Source organism: Clostridium sp. chh4-2, from assembly GCF_002899675.1.
In the GTDB taxonomy this organism is placed as follows: Bacteria; Bacillota; Clostridia; order Lachnospirales; family Lachnospiraceae; genus CHH4-2.
Map to the genome: position 1 here is coordinate 211,319 of NZ_PKUU01000004.1, position 16,397 is coordinate 227,715.

Below are 16,397 nucleotides of genomic sequence, written 5' to 3' on the forward strand. Positions count from 1 at the left end.
GATAAAAGTCGGGAACTGACTCATTCCATTTTCAATAATTCCTGTTTCGTTTCCTGCTGATTCCCCGGAAGCTCTTCAGCCGGAATCGCAGGCTGCCCATGCAGGGCTTTTAAATCTTCATTCCAGTCCTTATACTGGGACAGATCCGTTTCCACGTCTTCATATCCCATTTCTAAAAGCTGTTTCCTGATCCGTTCTGCCGCTTTCATTCCGGGAATATCATGATCCAGACACAGCCGTATCTTTTTCATGTGCGGAAAATCCTGCAATAGTTGAAAGACCGGCTTGGAACCGACACAGCACAGCGCAACATAGCTATGCTGCTTCCAGTCTACTTTGTGCAGGGAAACATAGGAAAGTAAATCGATAGGTGCTTCAAACACATAGAGCGTGTCGCTGGTTCCCACCCAGTGGAAGCTATACTTTGGATCGCTGCCTGTCAAGTTTCCCCGGAAGCTCGGACCATAGGTGTAGATTCCTTTTTTGTGCGCGTGCCTGGCCACCCCTTCCTTATCTCTCCCGACAAAGACAACATTGTGATACTGCCGCGTTTTGTCCTGCGAATCCTCCAGGCTTTCATACAGCAGTTCTGCCTTTGCAAAATCGGTTACGATCTGCCGGTCCAGATACCGCACCTTTAACAGATAGGCAAAGGTCCGGCGCATATCACTGTTCTTCGGTGGAAGCGAAAATGGTGCAGATGGTTCTTTCTCCTGTTTTTGACTCTGGCTGTATGGAATCCCCTGTTCCCCGTCAAGCAGCATCGACACTGCATCCGGATACGTTTTTCCATAAAAGTATTTTACAAAATCAATGGCCAGCCCTCCTTTTTCTATCGCATGGTCATACCAGCTGTTCCCTCTGACCGTAATGCTGTGGTCGCTGCTTAAACGTTTGTCTCTTCCGGATGGAAGCATTTTTTCTCCCTGGCGCTGTAAAAAATCCACCAGGTCGATGGAATTCGCCCGCTCCTTTTGCTCTTCTGTAAAATAAACATATGGCATATCTGATCCCTCCTCATGATAGATTCTGACGTGGAGTCTCATCATCCGCTTTATGCCCCATTGCCATTTTTTTCTCCCGGATTCTTCTGCGGAGTTTTCCTTCCACCTGCATGGAACTGCCTCCTGCTTTCCGGTTTTCTTCCTCAAACATCTGTGCCAGTCGGTGCATGAGTCTCGTTGCCGCAAGGAAAACAGACGGCTCATGGAACGAGTCCAAATGATCTAACAGAAACTGCGCATAGATATTTCCCTGGGCTGCTGATGCTTCTAAGTACGGGATGGCTTTCTCCTTATCCCGCGGTACTTCATGTCCGCACAGGTACAGCTTTCCAAGGGCATATTGGGCATACGGATTTCCCTGTGAGGCAGACCGCTCCAGCCACTGGACGGCCTCTTTTACATCCGCTTCCACATCCTCTCCCAGCAGGTAGAGCCGTCCCAGACGGTATTCGGCAAACGCATTGTTCTGGGCCGCGGATTTGTTCAGGTAGGTAATCGCTGTCCTGACATCCTTTTCCACGTCTTCTCCGTCCAGATATAATTTCCCCAGAGAATACTGTGCGTACTGGTTATTTGCAGCAGCGGATTGCTTCAGCCATCTTATTGCAGCTTCCACATCTTTTTCTGTCTCTTCTCCCTGAAGGAACTGTTTGCCCAACTGGTAAGCTGCATAGTCATGGCCTTGTTTAGCTGCTCTCGTAAACAGCTCCATAGCTTTGGTAACATCTTTGGCAACGGCCTCGCCTGCCAGATAAATGGTTGCGAGAGCATATTGGGCTGACGCATGTTCTGCTTCTGCCGCTTTCTCAAGCCAGGCAACCGCCTGTTTCTGATCTCCGGTTCCATGTTCCAGCCAGAGCTTTCCCAATGCATACTGGGCATTCGCATTTCCGAGCTGCGCGGCCCGTTCCCAGTATGCTTCCGCTGCTCTGTCATCCTTTCCCGTACCGGTTCCTGTATGCAGCATCTGCCCCAGGCGGTACTGCAGCTTGTCATCATGGCTCTGCGCTTCCAGTCTGCAGAAACCGGAAAATGCCTGTTCAAAGCAACGTTCCGAATGTTCCGCGTTGGCAGTAACTCCAATTCCGTCCCGGTACATCTTTGCCATTTCATAACTGGCATAGGGATTTCCCTGCTCTGCGGACCTCTGGTACAAGTTAAATGCCTGACTGTAGTTCTGTGTAACTCCCTGCCCTCGGTAATAAAGACCGCCAAGCGAATACTGGGCGTATTTGTGATTGGACGACACTGCACGGGAAAACCACGTTGCTGCACTTTCATAATCTCTCCCTGTTTTCCCTTCCCCACCTTCTTCATCCGGCACTACAGGCAGCTCATTTCCCAATCCAGCCGCATACATTTTTCCAATCCGGTACTGCAGATAGGGACGCTGCCTTTCCTCGGCACATTGCTCCGCCGCAACAAATGCGGTCAGCGCTTTCCTATACCATTCCTGTGCTTTCGCAGGATCTGCTTCCCTTCCCAGACCGTCTGCATACAGGCGTCCCAGATCAAACATGGCAAGTGCATTTCCTGCTTCTGCCTCCTCCGAAAACAGACGGAAGGCTTCCTCAAAATCCGGCTCCTTCTCATCGCTGCCATAGAGACATTGACGGGCTGCTTTATAGGTATCACTCCACTCTGCATGGAAAGCGGCATCATCTGGAGGTTCATTGTCTTCCGGTTCATCTGCCGAATCTCTTTTTTCTGATTCTTCTGTCTCTATATGATTTACCCATGTACTGCTGTCTTCCTCGGATGATTCTTCCAACAAAAAATGGTGACTCCCGATCTGCATTGCCTCGGTAATCACCATATTTTTAATCCGTTTCAGTTCTTTTTGCTGGGAGAGTGGAGCCAGCGGGATTGGCTGATTGGAATAGGTCTGCCAGATTTTCTCCCGGGCAGTTCCCCATGACTGATACAGTTCCTTGATACGTGGCTCCTGTTCCAACTCATCCACGATTCGGTCCACCATCTGTTTCAAGTCTGCTTTCAGATACCCGTACACCTTTTTTCCATTTGTTCTCTGTAACCGCTTGGCCAATAGCTGTATCTGTTTTTCTATTTTCTGATTCTGGCAGGTTCCTGACTGGATTTCCTGAATCAGTCGTTTCATGGTCTGTTCTGCTTCTGCCTTGAGTCCTTCGCGGGCTGCATTCTGCTCTTCATAGAGATTGGCAAAGTCCTGACGGAATATATCGTGAGCCAGCTCGGAGCGCATCGCTTCAATCGCAGGCTCGGTCAGGAATCCGTCATGGTCTTTTGCGGAATACACCATCACATGGACGTGCGGGTGGTAGCTCTCATTGTGGAATGCGGCGTACCATCTCAGGTTCTCGCTGTCTATTTTCATCTGCTTACAGAACATCGCCCGCTTCGACCGCAGCAGCTCCATCCATTGCTTTCCGGAATCATAACCCAGCCGCGCCGCGTCCTCTCTTTTTAAACTGACCACATGCGTCCACACCGGCCCCTTATGTTCTTTCACCTCCTCCTGCACTCTGGCAATCACCACCGGCTTGCCTGCATCCGTAAACAGTCCATGCTCCCCGATCCGCTCCACATGGGGACGGTTGGCCAGATAGTCCACATAGTTTTCCCGCTTCGACAACAGATCCAGATTCCATTCCAGGGCCGTGGAAATCAATTCTGAGGCGTTTCGTCTGGTCGGATGAAGCCGATAATCTTCATATTCCAGCATTTCCTTTGCCTTCGGCAGATCACGAAGCAGCTGTGCAATCAGTTTCTTCTGCGCCGCAGTTGCGGGCAGGTGACCCTTGCTCTCATCAATCTTTTCAACACCCTCTCTGGTTCCAATGTACTTGACATAGTTTGCAAGCTGCTCCGGCGGGGCATCCCGCAGATAGTGGCTGGTAAAAATAATGTTAGGCATGGAGCCTTTCCTCCATTATATTTCGTCTCTGGGCGGACAATAAAAAATCAATAACTGAAATCCACGCTCTGTATTGGTTTCATATTCTTTTTCATAATAATCACTATCCACATAAAAATCATCAAAGGTAAATGCTTTCACATTCTTTTCCAGCAGCCGGATCTTCCTGGTTTTAAAGTTCACAACTCCGAGCTGGAGGTACCTATCATCGTAGCACTGATTTAACATTTCATTCAGACACTCTGTGCAGAGAAACTTCGAGACTTTTTCCAGTTCCAATCCCTTTTCATTTCTCATATGGGCTTCCCCGGAGTAGTATCCTCTACTGCTGTCCTCACTTCCCCATACAGTCATTCCATCTTCACCTGTACTCAAATAACTGGTACTGGAACCGCGTCTCGGTTTTATTCTATTACCATAGTCATCATATTCATTGAGCATGAGGTGGGCCACTTCAAACGTATTTACGTCAATAATCCCAACATTGTCTTCTCCCCAATAGGCAGGCAGCAGGGTACCCTTCCCAGCTCCACAGAGCTGACACTCTGATTCCGGTGTATCAGACACATACACAATCTTAACTGGATTTATCCCATTCTTTTTCTTTCTGATAGTTTCCTGCTCTTCCTGTTTCCCGCAGCCCGCCACGCATAGGAGCAGGACAAGGATTGCGACAGCTTCCATGATTCTCCGGCTCTTCATCTCTCTCCCTCCATGATTTCGAATGCCGAAAGCATGAGTTCACTTTCGGCATTCCGTTCTCTTACATGACCCCAAGTGTTTTCAGCAGCTTGACGCAGTCCTTGGCTCCCTGCATGTACAGATGGCGGCAGTCATGATCCGCAATCAATTCTTTTTTCTCCAGATAATCCGTCAGAAGAATTCGCTCCTCCTCCGGAAGCTGATCCAGCACATGTTTTACTTTGGCGCTGAGTTCGACCACCGTATTGAACAGTTCCTGTTCTGACTCATCAGATGTTTCTCTTCGCTCCTGCAGAGCCAGTTCTGTCAGCTCCCGAATGGCATCTTCCATGATTTCTTCTCTTCCCATGTCATACTCCTTTTTTGACACACCATAAATAAAATAAGGGCGATTGTCCATACGCAAGATTCATAAATCGTTTTGACTATTTTTATATTCTATACTTCACGTTTTTGATATTTGTATGCGTCTTCAAATTCAACCGCCCCATTGATTCTCTTCACCTCATCCACGCATTTCAGATGCAGCTTTTTCAGGGCGTCCTCATCTACCTCATGGGAATAGGCAATCACATGAGCCAGTTTGGAAATCTCCACTGCCAATTTAAAATCCATACGGGCCAGACGGTTTTCACTGTCATGGACGGTACTGGTGAGCACGGAGGATAAGGATTGGAGCAGATAGTTTTCTGCCTTTCTGGAATTCAAAAATCCAATATAAAATTTAACCGCTTCTGCCACAAACTCATTCCGGGAACGAGCTCCTACATAGCCCGCCATCTCATCTGCCCGCTCTACCAGCTCTTTCTCCATATAAACGCCTATCCGCTGTTTCTTTTCCCTGCCCACCAACGCCTCCCCTCCTTCGGTATTCATTAAAAAAGCCCGCAATCGGCGTTTTCCCTGCATCGTTTGGCTCTTCCAGCATCACTTTCTTCTCTCGCTGCCAATAAAGTATTCAAACCAGAATCCCCGGACGGCTTTGCCGGCCGGTGTTTTCCGGGGGTGTGCTGCGAAAGCAGCATAACCCCTTTAACCTGCACCACTTTCGACCCAACTTTCGGCCCAACTTTCATTCCAAATTCCCATGGTTTTCCCGTTATTTTAAGCCTCGCTCACAAAGGCCCGACAAGGCCGGAAAGCCCGTTTATGGTACATGGATGCCACCTCTCTTCTTCAAGCGGCACAAAGGGCCAACGAACGCTTCACGCGGGCTGATTCTCTTTTTACATCCCCTGGGTCATATCATACCCTGGGTCTATTTCACTGGATTCCTCATTCTGAGCAGGGACCAGTTCTTCCAATTTCTTTGCAAAAAACTCCATCCTTTCCTCAAGTTTAAGGTTTACCCGGCGATAAGCGGCTTTTGCTGCCTTCACCATACAATTCATCGGCAGGGTGGACGTGTTTCCGTCAAACTCTGCCGTTATCGTGTTATGATCGAAATCCAGAGAATAAATGCCTTTGATCCGTTCGCCATCGACAGCGCAGCGCTCCTCAAATTCCTCTTTGGTAATCGGCTCCGTCTCTTTGTATGCCGCTTCCAGAAATTCCTGGCCACTCATTTTTTTCGCCTGCGAATAATGAAGCGCACAGGCATGGGCTACTTCAAGAGGAGTCCCATACCCTTCCCCAATCCTGCAGCTGGTCACCCCATTCTTCTTTGCCTCAATGAAAACAAAGCGGCGGCTGGCGGCTTCTTCTGCCTTCCGCATGGCTTCTTCCTGGGCAACGATTTCCTTGATACGCTCCCTCTCCTCAGCCGGGACACATTTTTCATACAGATTCTGCAGGATCTCTGTCACTACCTTATCCAGGTTAGAATCATCTACCAGGTGGTCAGCCAACGCCTGGTATTGATGCTCCTCCAGCCATACGGTAATCTCCAAATAATTCATTTCTCCTGTCTCCTCCCTTATAGTCTCTAACGATTCTCTCCGGAAACCTCCAGCGAATGATTCACCGTTTTGGCTTCCGGCCTCGGTCTCTTCGGACGGGCTTCCTTCTCCCTCGCCTCCCTGGCAATCTTATCATCCAGGTATTCACGGGTATTCTGCGGCACATATTTCTCGTAAAGCTTCTGGAGATAATCATTCATCTCCACCTGCAGATCCGCTTCCTTCTTCCCCATGTGATAGGTCAGTGCGTCCAGACGCTCCGTATTAAACACCATTGTTAAGGTTGTATCTCTCATGGAATCCCTCCTTCATTTATGTCTCTGTCATCGCAAGGTCATTCTGGTCGTCTTCCTCATTGACCCATGCCTCGTACTCATCCACGCTGCAATAACCGCCAAGCATTGCCGCGAATGCCTCGATTCTACTGCCTCTCACCCCGGTCAGCTCCACCTGCAGGCCATAAAATCCATCGTACACGCGCACCACCTGCGCCCCCAATACATCAGCCCAGGCTTCCTTTCCCTCCGCTGTGAGGGTGTTGGAATCCAGCTCCGCAATCGTATGAGGCACCGCATCCATATCTTCATATAGCAGATGCACATTTTCCCAATGAGTTGTAAGCAGATCCGACAGGCGGGTCTGATGATTCTTAGCCAGCCGTTTTTCCTCCGCTTCATTTTCCTCCGTCTCCTCCCGGCAGTTCGCACAAAAGTCCAGATGATAGCAGACATCAAAGCGGTCATCCTCTATCTGAACTTCCGCAACCTCCGGACGTTCCGAGAGCATACAATCCAGCAGTTCCTGCAGGAATGGCCGGTCTTTCACATGCAGGCCGTTCTTTTCCTCCAGCTCCATAAAACTCAAACTCCAGTTTCCTTCCCTTGTCTGACTGATTCCATCTCTGACAATAAATTCCACGGCGGCAGCCAGTTCCTGATTCATTTTTGCGAGCGACGGATAGCGCAAAGCTGTGGCTTCCGGTACATAAGAGGCATATCTTGCGTAACCATAGCCCTCGCTCTCCACCAATAGTCCGTCCGGTCTGCCTTCCCCGGTGACCAGCATACAATGATAGATTCCCTTGTCATCCTGCTTCATCAGTTCTCTATTGTTTTTAATGAAATCCTGTTCGCCCATTGGATGGTGGAGCATCTGTCGGAACTCTTCTTCTGGCAGCTCCACTGTTTTCTCTATCACAAAATCCCGAAACCGAAAGTCCGGTTTGTGCTCAAAGATTGCCTGCATCTTCATCCACTCCTTTCTTCACTTTATGGGAACAGAAACAGCCGCTGCTCTTATCACAGCGAACTGCCTCCGAATTCTGTTTTAAATTATGAGCAGCTTAAGCAGCCGCAGGCCGTCTTTCAGACCGGCCAGATACAGGGCTTCACACACATCATTCGTCAGGAGCAGGTCATCTGCCATCCGTGCATCCAGCCATTCCCGATCTCCCTCCGCGAGGGTAAACATGATACGATTCAGCGTCTCCATCTGCTCTTTTTGCTCGGCTCTGGACAGAAGTTGATGTTCGTCGCGCACCTGCTTCACCCGTTTGTTTAAAAATTCCTTTGCCTGTTCTGTGAATTCATCCATGAACTTCACCTCCTTTTGCAACAGAACATACTACACCGTCTGGTACAAGTCGATACCACAATCTACCAAAAAACGGCTAGTGCGGTAATCTTCCAAACGAATAAAAATGACTGCGCCAATAGGCCGAGTCTATGTTCGCATAGCCGATGGGATCTCCACAATGCAACATTTGGTTGTTGCCAACATACAGGCCCACGTGGCTCACCGGCGTAGAGGACGCATACGTCTTCGTAAAGAAAATCAGGTCACCTGGCTTTGCCTCATCCTTCGGGATTACGGCACACTGTGAAAAAATCCCCTGGGCGGATACCCTTGGCATATGGTAAACACCGGACTGGGTAAAAATCCAGCAGATGTATCCGCTGCAGTCAAAGGAGGTTGCCGGCGAAGAGCCTCCCCACCGGTACGGATAGCCAATGTACTTGGTTGCCTCCGAAAGCAGCGCCTGATAGCTTCCGTCTCCCATGGCGGCCCCGGCTGTCATTCCACCGGGCATGGCAAGTCCATACTCTGCAACACCATAGATTCTTTGGGCGTTGGCCCGTTGCTCCGTGCTGATGGTCTGGCCAAGCTGGCTCTGGATCTTTCCATACACGGTCTCCATATCGGTAATCGGAATGGCCGCCATATAGGTATTTCCATCTCCGTCCGTTCGCTCCTCATACTCCACAAAACAATCTACAAAATCTTCCTGCGCTCGTTTGGAAGGTTGTGTCTCCCCAAAAAACATGGAATAAAAAATGGATTTTATCCGTTCTCCATCGATTTCCCCATCTTCGATATGGTCGATTCCTCCCATAATGCTTTCCAACGCCGAAAAACTCTGGCGGATCTCCTCCAGATAGACACGGTATTCATCCGGTGTCTGCGCGGATATTGCACCTCCGTGGAATGCGGAATCAATCGCAGATATGTTGTGGGTGCTGGTTCCATCCAGCAAACTCAATACCATCACAATGACTAAAATAAATGGCAATAGCACTGCCGCAATCACGGAGGCAACGGCTGTCCTGGCCCGGTGATCGGTTGCTGCAAGTGCCGCTGCTTTTACGGCAAGGATGACTGCAGGGGCTGCCACATCTCTCATCTCCTCTCTTCACAAGACCCTTATGGCCTAGTTCTCTTTCAATTGGATATTGGAAATGCAGCCTGCTCTTTTCATAGGGATATGCAATCTCTGTTTTTAATTATACACTATATCGGTCATTATTCAACCGATTAACACGCTGTATGCGTCGGATAAATTGGGTTAAACTGATGATATCGTACACAGAATGGGGGGAACACATTGACAGAAATCAATGCCAACGAAATTGGCACACGCATCCGGACACAGCGGGAAGCATTGGGCTATAGCCGGGAAAAGTTAGCGGAATTAGCTGACATTTCCAATTCCTTTCTCGCAGAAATTGAACGCGGGGAAAGAGGCTTTTCCGTTGCCTATCTTGTCAGATTATCAAACGTGCTTTGTATGTCCGCCGACTACATTCTGCTTGGAAAAGAGCAGGCTGGTGATTTAAGTTTTGTTACAAACATGCTCTCCGGTCTGGATAAGAAATACTATCCACAGCTGGAAGAGCTGCTAGGGGCTTATCTAAAAACAATAACGGTTGCAGAAAAAGACTGAAAGCTGTGCGGATGTACACAGCTTTTGTGTCTTTACAGGTGGAAACTGGGGGCATCCTTCATGCTCAGCTGCCTCCACTGGGCTTCCTCCTGGTCCATTTTTTCCAACGTCCTGGCCAGCGCCTGTTCTAAAACAGCCGTAGGAAATCCCGCTGTTTTATATCCCTCTTCAATGACACCGTAATAACGCTCGGAAGGAAGGGACAGGGAGCGGCCGTCATTCATCACATAGACCATGGCGGAAACAGTCTTCCCCTCCATCTCCACATCCATCATCTCCTTCCGGTATAAGTGCGGCCAGCCTTCATATCGGTCCAGTGCCGCCTCGTCACGGGGAGAGATATCCCACAGCAGCACAGGCACGCTGCCTCCCTCTTTTGGTTCTACCGTAGCCACACTACGAAATAAAAGCTCGTAACCCTTAATCTCACCCGGCCCTTTTACGGTCGCAGTCGGACAGCGCACCGCCATCTGCGGCAGGTTTAAATTGCTGCCATACGCAATATACAGTTTTTTTTGTTCTGCTTTCTTTGCCATATCCTTGTCTCCTTTACATGCCTGATGTCATAGTAAAAGCCGGGGACTCTGCCTCGGCTTCCATTGATTCCACGATTTCTTCCCGTCCAGACTGGGACATATGCTCTGCCTGCATTTCAGCCTCTCCTCGTCCTGACAGTTCCTTCTCACGTTTTAAGCGGAGCCGCTCCTTCTGCGCTTCCGCCTGCGCCGGATCTTTCCACGCAATACAGCCATCCAGATTTTCTAAGAGATGCAGGCGGGCTGTTTTGAATTCATCTCCGATTAAACCCAGTCTCAAAAGCCATGTCCGGAAGGTGTATTTCTCATTGGTTGTCTGAGTTTTCCTCCGGCTGGCACAGCTCTGATTCAATGCCTGCGCCCCAATCGCCAGACATAACTGAATATAAGCCTTAATCTTTCCGGCATGGGTCGTACCGTTAAACAGCCGGAATTCTACCGTCCCTTTTTGAAACACACTGTGCAGATTCAGACAATGATACCGGCTATCATCATAATGTTTGTTTTTCCGGCTTTTCCCGTTGTACCATATGCTGCTTACTTCCTCCAGTGACTTTGGCTTCTTGTTGTTTAGTTCCCTCAAGAAACGTTCCTCAACCGGTTTACAGAACCGGAGCTTTCGCTCGACCGATACCTGCAGGGCTTTGTAGATTAAGTCCTCCTTGGATGCCATAATGTTTGTGATATTGCGCAGTGTCCTGGCATCAAACGGGGAGGCATTAATGTGAACATGAATTCCGCAGCTTTCATTTGCCATGGCTCCTGCCTCCCGCAGCCGCCGCACAAGTTCCTGTACCACCTCAATATCCTCATAGCGGCAGATGGGACTGACCATCTCCGTCTTATAGGAATGGCTGGCTTCTACAATCTCGCCCTGAACCTTTCTCTGTGGCACAATGCTCGCATCACTCATGAATCTCCATTCGCGTCTTTTCTGGTCCTTTGCCGCATAGGTATCATAAAAGGTCCCTATATATATCGCTCTGGTTCCGAAATATTCTGCCGCCACCTTCGCAGCCTGTTCTCGGGACACCCCTGTCAGCTCAATCTCAATTCCAAAGCGCTGGTCTTTCAGATCCATGTATCCACCGCCTCTCTTTACATGGAGATTTCATACGCTGTGCCAGTCTCCTGTTCCATCTGTAGGATCTCTTCATAGCGGAAGGCAGTCTCCAGCTTTTCAGAAACAGGGAGGCCCAAGGCTCCCATACACACAAGTGAAAACTCTCCATTTTTCACATTCCTCCCGCTCTTTTCTCCCGGATACGTGCAGTTTTCTATAACAACCCCCAGCTGTTTCCTCTCTGGATAATCACGGCAGATTGCCAGTAAAAAGCGGTCATTCCTCAGTTCTTCCAACTGTACATGATGCGCACGATGGGAGAAACCGACACAGCTGCCATCTACGAAAACGTTCACCCTTGCAAAATAAAGCGCCGCATGGTCCTCTGGCACATACGGCGGATTGTCCAGATATGGATCAAACATCTGGCTATATGTTTCTGCAGCGCTTAATTCTTTCTCTTCCATAGTCCTCCTTTCCTCCGCGGCGGTACTGCCTGTCATTACTGTCCGCCTGCTTTTCCGAACAGTTTTGCTTTATAGTCCGGGGCGGTCACCATCAGATTGTACCGTTCATTTCCGCACTTATACAGACAGACGCCTCTCTGGGGATACCGGATCAACTGGAATTCACTTTGTTCCAGCTGCAGGGTATCCGTATAAAACTTTTCATCTACGGCTCCTGCATTGAACAGGAACTGGTGGGTGGGAATGGAAAACAGCGGCTTGGTGTATTCCCGTATTCCCTCAATATTAAAATCCTCCAGGTTCTGGCTTGCCAGGATCACCGAGGAATTCTTCTTTCGCACACGCTTCATGAAGTTGCGGACATATTCCACAGCCGTCAGATTGGACAGGAACAGATAGAATTCATCCAGGCTGGCCGCGGTATTTCCCGTCGTCAGCAGCTCATTGCTCATGAACGAAAGCACATTAAAAAGCAGCGCGTCCTTTAAGTTCCGGCTGGCCTGCAGGAGCCCTTTGACTCCAAAGGTTATGAAGCTGGAGTCTGTAATGTTGGTATGGCCGTTGAAAAATTTAGAATCCGCCCCTTTGCAGATGGAATGCAGCCCCAGAAGGATGTTCTGCAACTGCTCTGCGGTATAGAGATTGCGTTTCTTTTCATCAAAGGTCTTGTATTCCTCCTCAATGAAGTCATACAGTTCGGAAAGAATCGGATAGTCCTTCGGCCCGAGTGCCTGGAAATCGGATGCGTCGGTGATCTGAAAGGACGCATACATTCGCTGAAGCATGATTTCAATCACATCGATTTCCCGGTCTGTAAAGTCCTTGTAGGTCCGAAAGAAGTCCTTTAAAAAACTGATATGCTGACTTAACCGGCTGCTGATCCGGAAAGTGACCGGTGCGTCCAGGTCTTCCGGTCCCTCCCCCTCATCCCATACCTTCGGCTCTAAAATATTGATGATATAGCGGCCATCCATCAGGTCAATAAAACACCCGCCCAGATTATTGGTCAGATCCTGATACTCCATTTCCGGGTCCAGGCAGATGACATTCATGCTGGACTCCCTCAGATTACACAGGATCAGCTTCAGCAGGTAGGATTTTCCCTGACCGCTGTTGCCTAAAATCAGGATGGAACCGTTGGTCTTATCATCCGCTCTCTGGTTGAAATCCACCAACACGTTGCTGCCGAACTTATCACGGCCTATATAAAACCCATGGGCATCGGTCTTCCCGGAATATTGCGATAGGTAAGTCTTTGAAATAATCTCCGACTTTTCCCCCGCTTAGCACCGTGCATGAGATTTTCATCTCACACGGCGCCCCATCAATATTTACCTATTTTCATTAGATTTCTAAATTACCAACTGAAACTCTCAATTGATTTAGTCGCTTAAAATCAATAGCTTGTCTGGTAAGAATTCGAATGTACTTTTCTATGGTGGCTTGCTCCGTTGCGTGAATGAGCTTGTGGGCGTACCCCGACACAAAGACTAAATTTTTATAGCTATCTTTGCCTTTATGCTGTTGCGGGGTTTTATGATGAACCTCCATGTTGGATATTTCGAGTGCTTCACCTGTGATAAAGCACTTTCCATTCTGTGCGACATAAAGTGAAATGCGGTTGTCGTTAAATTCCGCACTTTCCCCAAAAACAGGATTTCTCATGAGGTAATACACAATTTCAGAGTTGATATTGCTAAGATTATCGTGTATCAGCTTTCGTCCTGCCTGCGTATAATTGCAAATATCTTGGTTCATCCCCATTGCCTTTTTATTAGAAATATGGACAATGGGAAACAGTGCGATTTCATGCACAAATGTAGGCGGCTTATCATAATCACCATAGTATTTTTGATATGTCTTGCTTTTCTTACCCTTTTTGCTGCTGATTCTTTTTGTTCTGCATTTAAGGCTCTTGTTGACTGAATAGGCTATTTTGCAAAAATCAAGATTGACGTTGGTTGCCACGCTATAATAATTGTGAACACCCAAGACCGCCGCATTGAAATTCATTACGCTGGCGATGGTGGTTTCTTTTTGCATACTCTTGACTTTGCCTTTAAGATTTTCTTTGCATTTTTTAACCGATTTTTCAGTCATATACGATTTAACGGCGTACTGATTTCCTCTTTTCCAAAGCTTTAGCCTTATGCCCAAAAACTCCGAATAGTGTCTTTTGAGATTTACTATTTTGGACTTCTCAGGACTTATTTCTAATCCCAATCTTTCGCTTAACCACTGTTTGGTGGCTGTGAACAGCTTGTTGGCGGCATCACGGTTTTTACAAAACAGTTTGAAATCATCGGCATATCGGACGATATATACTTCTTTCAGCTTTGACCTTTTAAGGGCTTTCAGCTTGTTACTTTGATATGCGTAATCCTTAACCGTCTTTTTGTTATCCCACTGGTTAGCAATCCACCAGTCCAGTTCATTCAGCACAATATTTGAGAGCAGGGGGCTAAGTATGCCGCCCTGCGGAACACCTTTTGTTGGTATTCCTATCCCTTTTATTTCAGCCTTTAGCATTTTCGAGAGGATACACAATAAGTTTTTATCTCGAATGCCCAGCGCCCACATCTGCTTTAGTAATTTTGCATGATTCACGTTATCAAAGAATCCCTTGATATCAATGTCAACGACATACTGAAAGTTGTGCCGGTTTGTCAAAAACATTGTACGTGCTATCGCATGATGGGTGCTGCGGTTTGGTCTGAATCCATAGCTGTGTTTATAGAATTGTGCTTCACAAATTGGCTCTAATACTTGCTTGATACATTGCTGTATCAGTCTGTCCTCGATGGTTGGTATGCCGAGTGGACGTAATGCGCCGTTGTATTTTTCGATTTCTACCCTGCGAACGGAATGAGGAGTGAAGTTATTTAGTCTGGCTCTGACATAGGACACAAGCCGCCAAGGTTCTTTTTCTCCAACATCGATAATGTTGCTTTTGTTCGTTCCGCTTGTTTTGCTACCTTTATTTTTCTTGATATTTCGGTAGGCGAGCAGAATATTCTGTTCACTTTCAATAATTTCCAGTAGATTGGTAAAACTGTGGTTTTGCTTAGCTTTGGAGTAAAGGTCATCAAAAACAGCCTGCGTATCGTAGTATTCATTGTTTCTGATTGTTTGCTTTTTCTTGAGTTTTCCAGTTGCCATAAGTCGGCTACCTCCAATTTTGAAGATTGCCTCTTTTAGTCACACATCAGAACCTTATGCTGTTTAACTGTTTAGACTAATGATTTACTGTAAATATTGACTGGTGGCTATCCCTCCGCCGCTTGTTATCACGGTTTCATTGGTACTATGCCACCACTTTCATCAACATAAAAGCAAGTTATACCTTGCGGATTTTCTTGCTAACGCTTCATTGAGATTAAGCTCTCCACGTTGTTGACTTACCACGTTCCGATAATTCTATCTATACATATACCCTTAGGTTTCCTCTATGAGCCTGTTTGCTGGAGTGTTTTACCACTTTATGCCGCCTGTAACGACATAGGGAGTTTCATATCAACCAATCTTACTAATCCCCACAAACCTTGCACAATGGCAAGTATAGCCTTTCGACTAATTCCCATTTTAGACCCGTACATTCAAGGATTTGTCATTTGCTGACTGTAATCAGCAGACATTCTAACCATAGATATTTTGTAGACCCCCGACCTATCGTACACTTGACCACCTCTGGTTCACTGTTCCTCAGCATTGTCTGTTAGGGTGTACTCTCAGCCGACTTCAGCGAGCTCTATGACATTTTTGCACTTAATTGCAGCTACGCCACTCGCAGGTCTCAGGGAGGCGTTTCAGGGCGTTACCCCATCATTCCACCTATCGAATTATCAGTTCTCCTAAACTGAACTTTTACGTTCTTTGTTTAGTGCCTAACCTTTTCAGTTAGGAACGTGTCGCACAATTGAAGGGATACAGGTTGGCAACACTACTGGCCGGCAATACCCGCTCAAACTGATCCTTAAATACGTTCCGGCCGCTCGGCATCACCGACTGAAACCCCTGCTGTTGCCGCAGCAGAAGTCGGTCCACGTTCAATTTGGACCGGATCAGTTCGGTCAGGACCTCCGTCTGCAACAGTTTTAGTCGGTCATACTCATTGGCTGTCAGCTCAATATAAACAGCCGTATGCAGTAACGGTTCCCGGTTTCGATGGGTGCGGGCCACAATGGCTGCCACATCCTGGAGATTGCTCTCCGCCAGGACCGTCTGCTGTAAATCGTTGGTGTTGGACTGGTTCATGCGGTTCTTGCTGGCCGCATTGCTGATGATCTTTTTTTCCTCCAGCGCGCTGACATGCCGGGTATAGATCCGCAGTGTGACGCCGTCCTTTTCCCCCAGGTGCTTTAAGATTGCCTGCTCCTCGGTTGAGGTGGGGTATTCCCGGAGCGCCCACACACAGCGGTAGGTATTTCCACAGATGAAATGGTCTGTATTAAACTGAATGACCGATGGGGCAATCATATCCAGGAAGCCCTGTACCCGGGAATCACTGGCAGCTTCGTCCATGGTCCTTTCTCGCTTTTTCACTTCTAATTTCCTCCTTACCTGTCCGGATGATCGTATTCCAGACATTAAAAAACGCCAGATGATGTGTGT

15 protein-coding genes and 2 pseudogenes are annotated in these 16,397 nt (G+C 47.9%); 1 reads left to right on the forward strand and 16 read right to left on the reverse strand.

What is annotated here, in order from left to right; genetic code table 11:
* Positions 1 to 20: 20 nt before the first annotated feature.
* The 10 genes from C0033_RS05880 to C0033_RS05930 all read right to left on the reverse strand — a co-directional run bounded on the left by C0033_RS05880 (position 21) and on the right by C0033_RS05930 (position 9,180).
* Positions 21 to 1,004: a DUF3991 and toprim domain-containing protein gene (locus C0033_RS05880; protein WP_103226942.1), complete on the reverse strand. Its 984-nt coding sequence runs from the start codon at positions 1,002 to 1,004 to the stop codon at positions 21 to 23.
* Positions 1,005 to 1,017: 13 nt separating this feature from the next.
* Positions 1,018 to 3,900 (reverse strand): MobP3 family relaxase, encoded by a 2,883-nt coding sequence (gene mobP3 / locus C0033_RS05885; protein ID WP_103226943.1) that lies wholly within the window; start codon positions 3,898 to 3,900, stop codon positions 1,018 to 1,020.
* 15 nt (positions 3,901 to 3,915) lie between these two features.
* Entirely contained in the window at positions 3,916 to 4,602 is a 687-nt protein-coding gene (locus C0033_RS05890; RefSeq protein WP_103226944.1) for a hypothetical protein, read from the reverse strand.
* A gap of 61 nt (positions 4,603 to 4,663) precedes the next feature.
* Positions 4,664 to 4,951, reverse strand: coding sequence for a hypothetical protein (locus C0033_RS05895; RefSeq protein ID WP_103226945.1), 288 nt, complete (start codon positions 4,949 to 4,951; stop codon positions 4,664 to 4,666).
* A gap of 89 nt (positions 4,952 to 5,040) precedes the next feature.
* Positions 5,041 to 5,478 carry a ribbon-helix-helix protein, CopG family gene (locus C0033_RS05900; RefSeq protein ID WP_103226946.1) on the reverse strand — a complete coding sequence of 146 codons (438 nt, stop codon included), beginning with the start codon at positions 5,476 to 5,478 and terminating at the stop codon, positions 5,041 to 5,043.
* A gap of 350 nt (positions 5,479 to 5,828) precedes the next feature.
* Positions 5,829 to 6,500: a hypothetical protein gene (locus C0033_RS05910; RefSeq protein ID WP_103226948.1), complete on the reverse strand. Its 672-nt coding sequence runs from the start codon at positions 6,498 to 6,500 to the stop codon at positions 5,829 to 5,831.
* A 26-nt stretch (positions 6,501 to 6,526) separates the two neighbouring features.
* Complete coding sequence (locus C0033_RS05915; RefSeq protein ID WP_103226949.1) at positions 6,527 to 6,796, reverse strand: DUF6103 family protein; 270 nt, start codon at positions 6,794 to 6,796, stop codon at positions 6,527 to 6,529.
* 16 nt (positions 6,797 to 6,812) lie between these two features.
* Entirely contained in the window at positions 6,813 to 7,745 is a 933-nt protein-coding gene (locus tag C0033_RS05920; protein ID WP_103226950.1) for a DUF6329 domain-containing protein, read from the reverse strand.
* 81 nt (positions 7,746 to 7,826) lie between these two features.
* A complete protein-coding gene (locus C0033_RS05925) occupies positions 7,827 to 8,093 on the reverse strand; it encodes a hypothetical protein (protein ID WP_103226951.1) in 267 nt (88 codons plus the stop codon).
* 76 nt (positions 8,094 to 8,169) lie between these two features.
* On the reverse strand, positions 8,170 to 9,180 hold the full coding sequence (locus C0033_RS05930; protein ID WP_207656855.1) for an NlpC/P60 family protein: 1,011 nt from the start codon (positions 9,178 to 9,180) through the stop codon (positions 8,170 to 8,172).
* Positions 9,181 to 9,381: 201 nt separating this feature from the next.
* Here C0033_RS05930 and C0033_RS05935 point away from each other — a divergent pair, with 201 nt between their 5' ends.
* Complete coding sequence (locus C0033_RS05935) at positions 9,382 to 9,720, forward strand: helix-turn-helix transcriptional regulator (RefSeq protein WP_227179876.1); 339 nt, start codon at positions 9,382 to 9,384, stop codon at positions 9,718 to 9,720.
* 32 nt (positions 9,721 to 9,752) lie between these two features.
* Here the strand turns inward: C0033_RS05935 and C0033_RS05940 are convergent, their stop codons facing one another.
* From C0033_RS05940 to C0033_RS05965, 6 genes and pseudogenes are all read right to left on the reverse strand, one after another.
* Positions 9,753 to 10,256, reverse strand: a complete 504-nt coding sequence (locus C0033_RS05940) for a gamma-glutamylcyclotransferase family protein (RefSeq protein ID WP_103226952.1) — start codon at positions 10,254 to 10,256, stop codon at positions 9,753 to 9,755.
* Between the two features lie 13 nt (positions 10,257 to 10,269).
* The gene (locus tag C0033_RS05945; protein WP_103226953.1) at positions 10,270 to 11,337 is read right to left on the reverse strand and encodes an amidoligase family protein; all 1,068 of its coding nucleotides are present in this window, start codon (positions 11,335 to 11,337) and stop codon (positions 10,270 to 10,272) included.
* Positions 11,338 to 11,354: 17 nt separating this feature from the next.
* Positions 11,355 to 11,786 (reverse strand): hypothetical protein, encoded by a 432-nt coding sequence (locus C0033_RS05950; RefSeq protein ID WP_146043739.1) that lies wholly within the window; start codon positions 11,784 to 11,786, stop codon positions 11,355 to 11,357.
* Between the two features lie 35 nt (positions 11,787 to 11,821).
* A pseudogene (locus tag C0033_RS05955) lies at positions 11,822 to 13,024 on the reverse strand (DUF87 domain-containing protein); the annotation flags it as partial.
* A 106-nt stretch (positions 13,025 to 13,130) separates the two neighbouring features.
* Complete coding sequence (ltrA, locus tag C0033_RS05960) at positions 13,131 to 14,945, reverse strand: group II intron reverse transcriptase/maturase (protein WP_103226955.1); 1,815 nt, start codon at positions 14,943 to 14,945, stop codon at positions 13,131 to 13,133.
* A 756-nt stretch (positions 14,946 to 15,701) separates the two neighbouring features.
* Positions 15,702 to 16,307 (reverse strand): annotated as a pseudogene (locus C0033_RS05965) (type VI secretion protein); the annotation flags it as partial.
* Between the last annotated feature and the right edge of the window lie 90 nt (positions 16,308 to 16,397).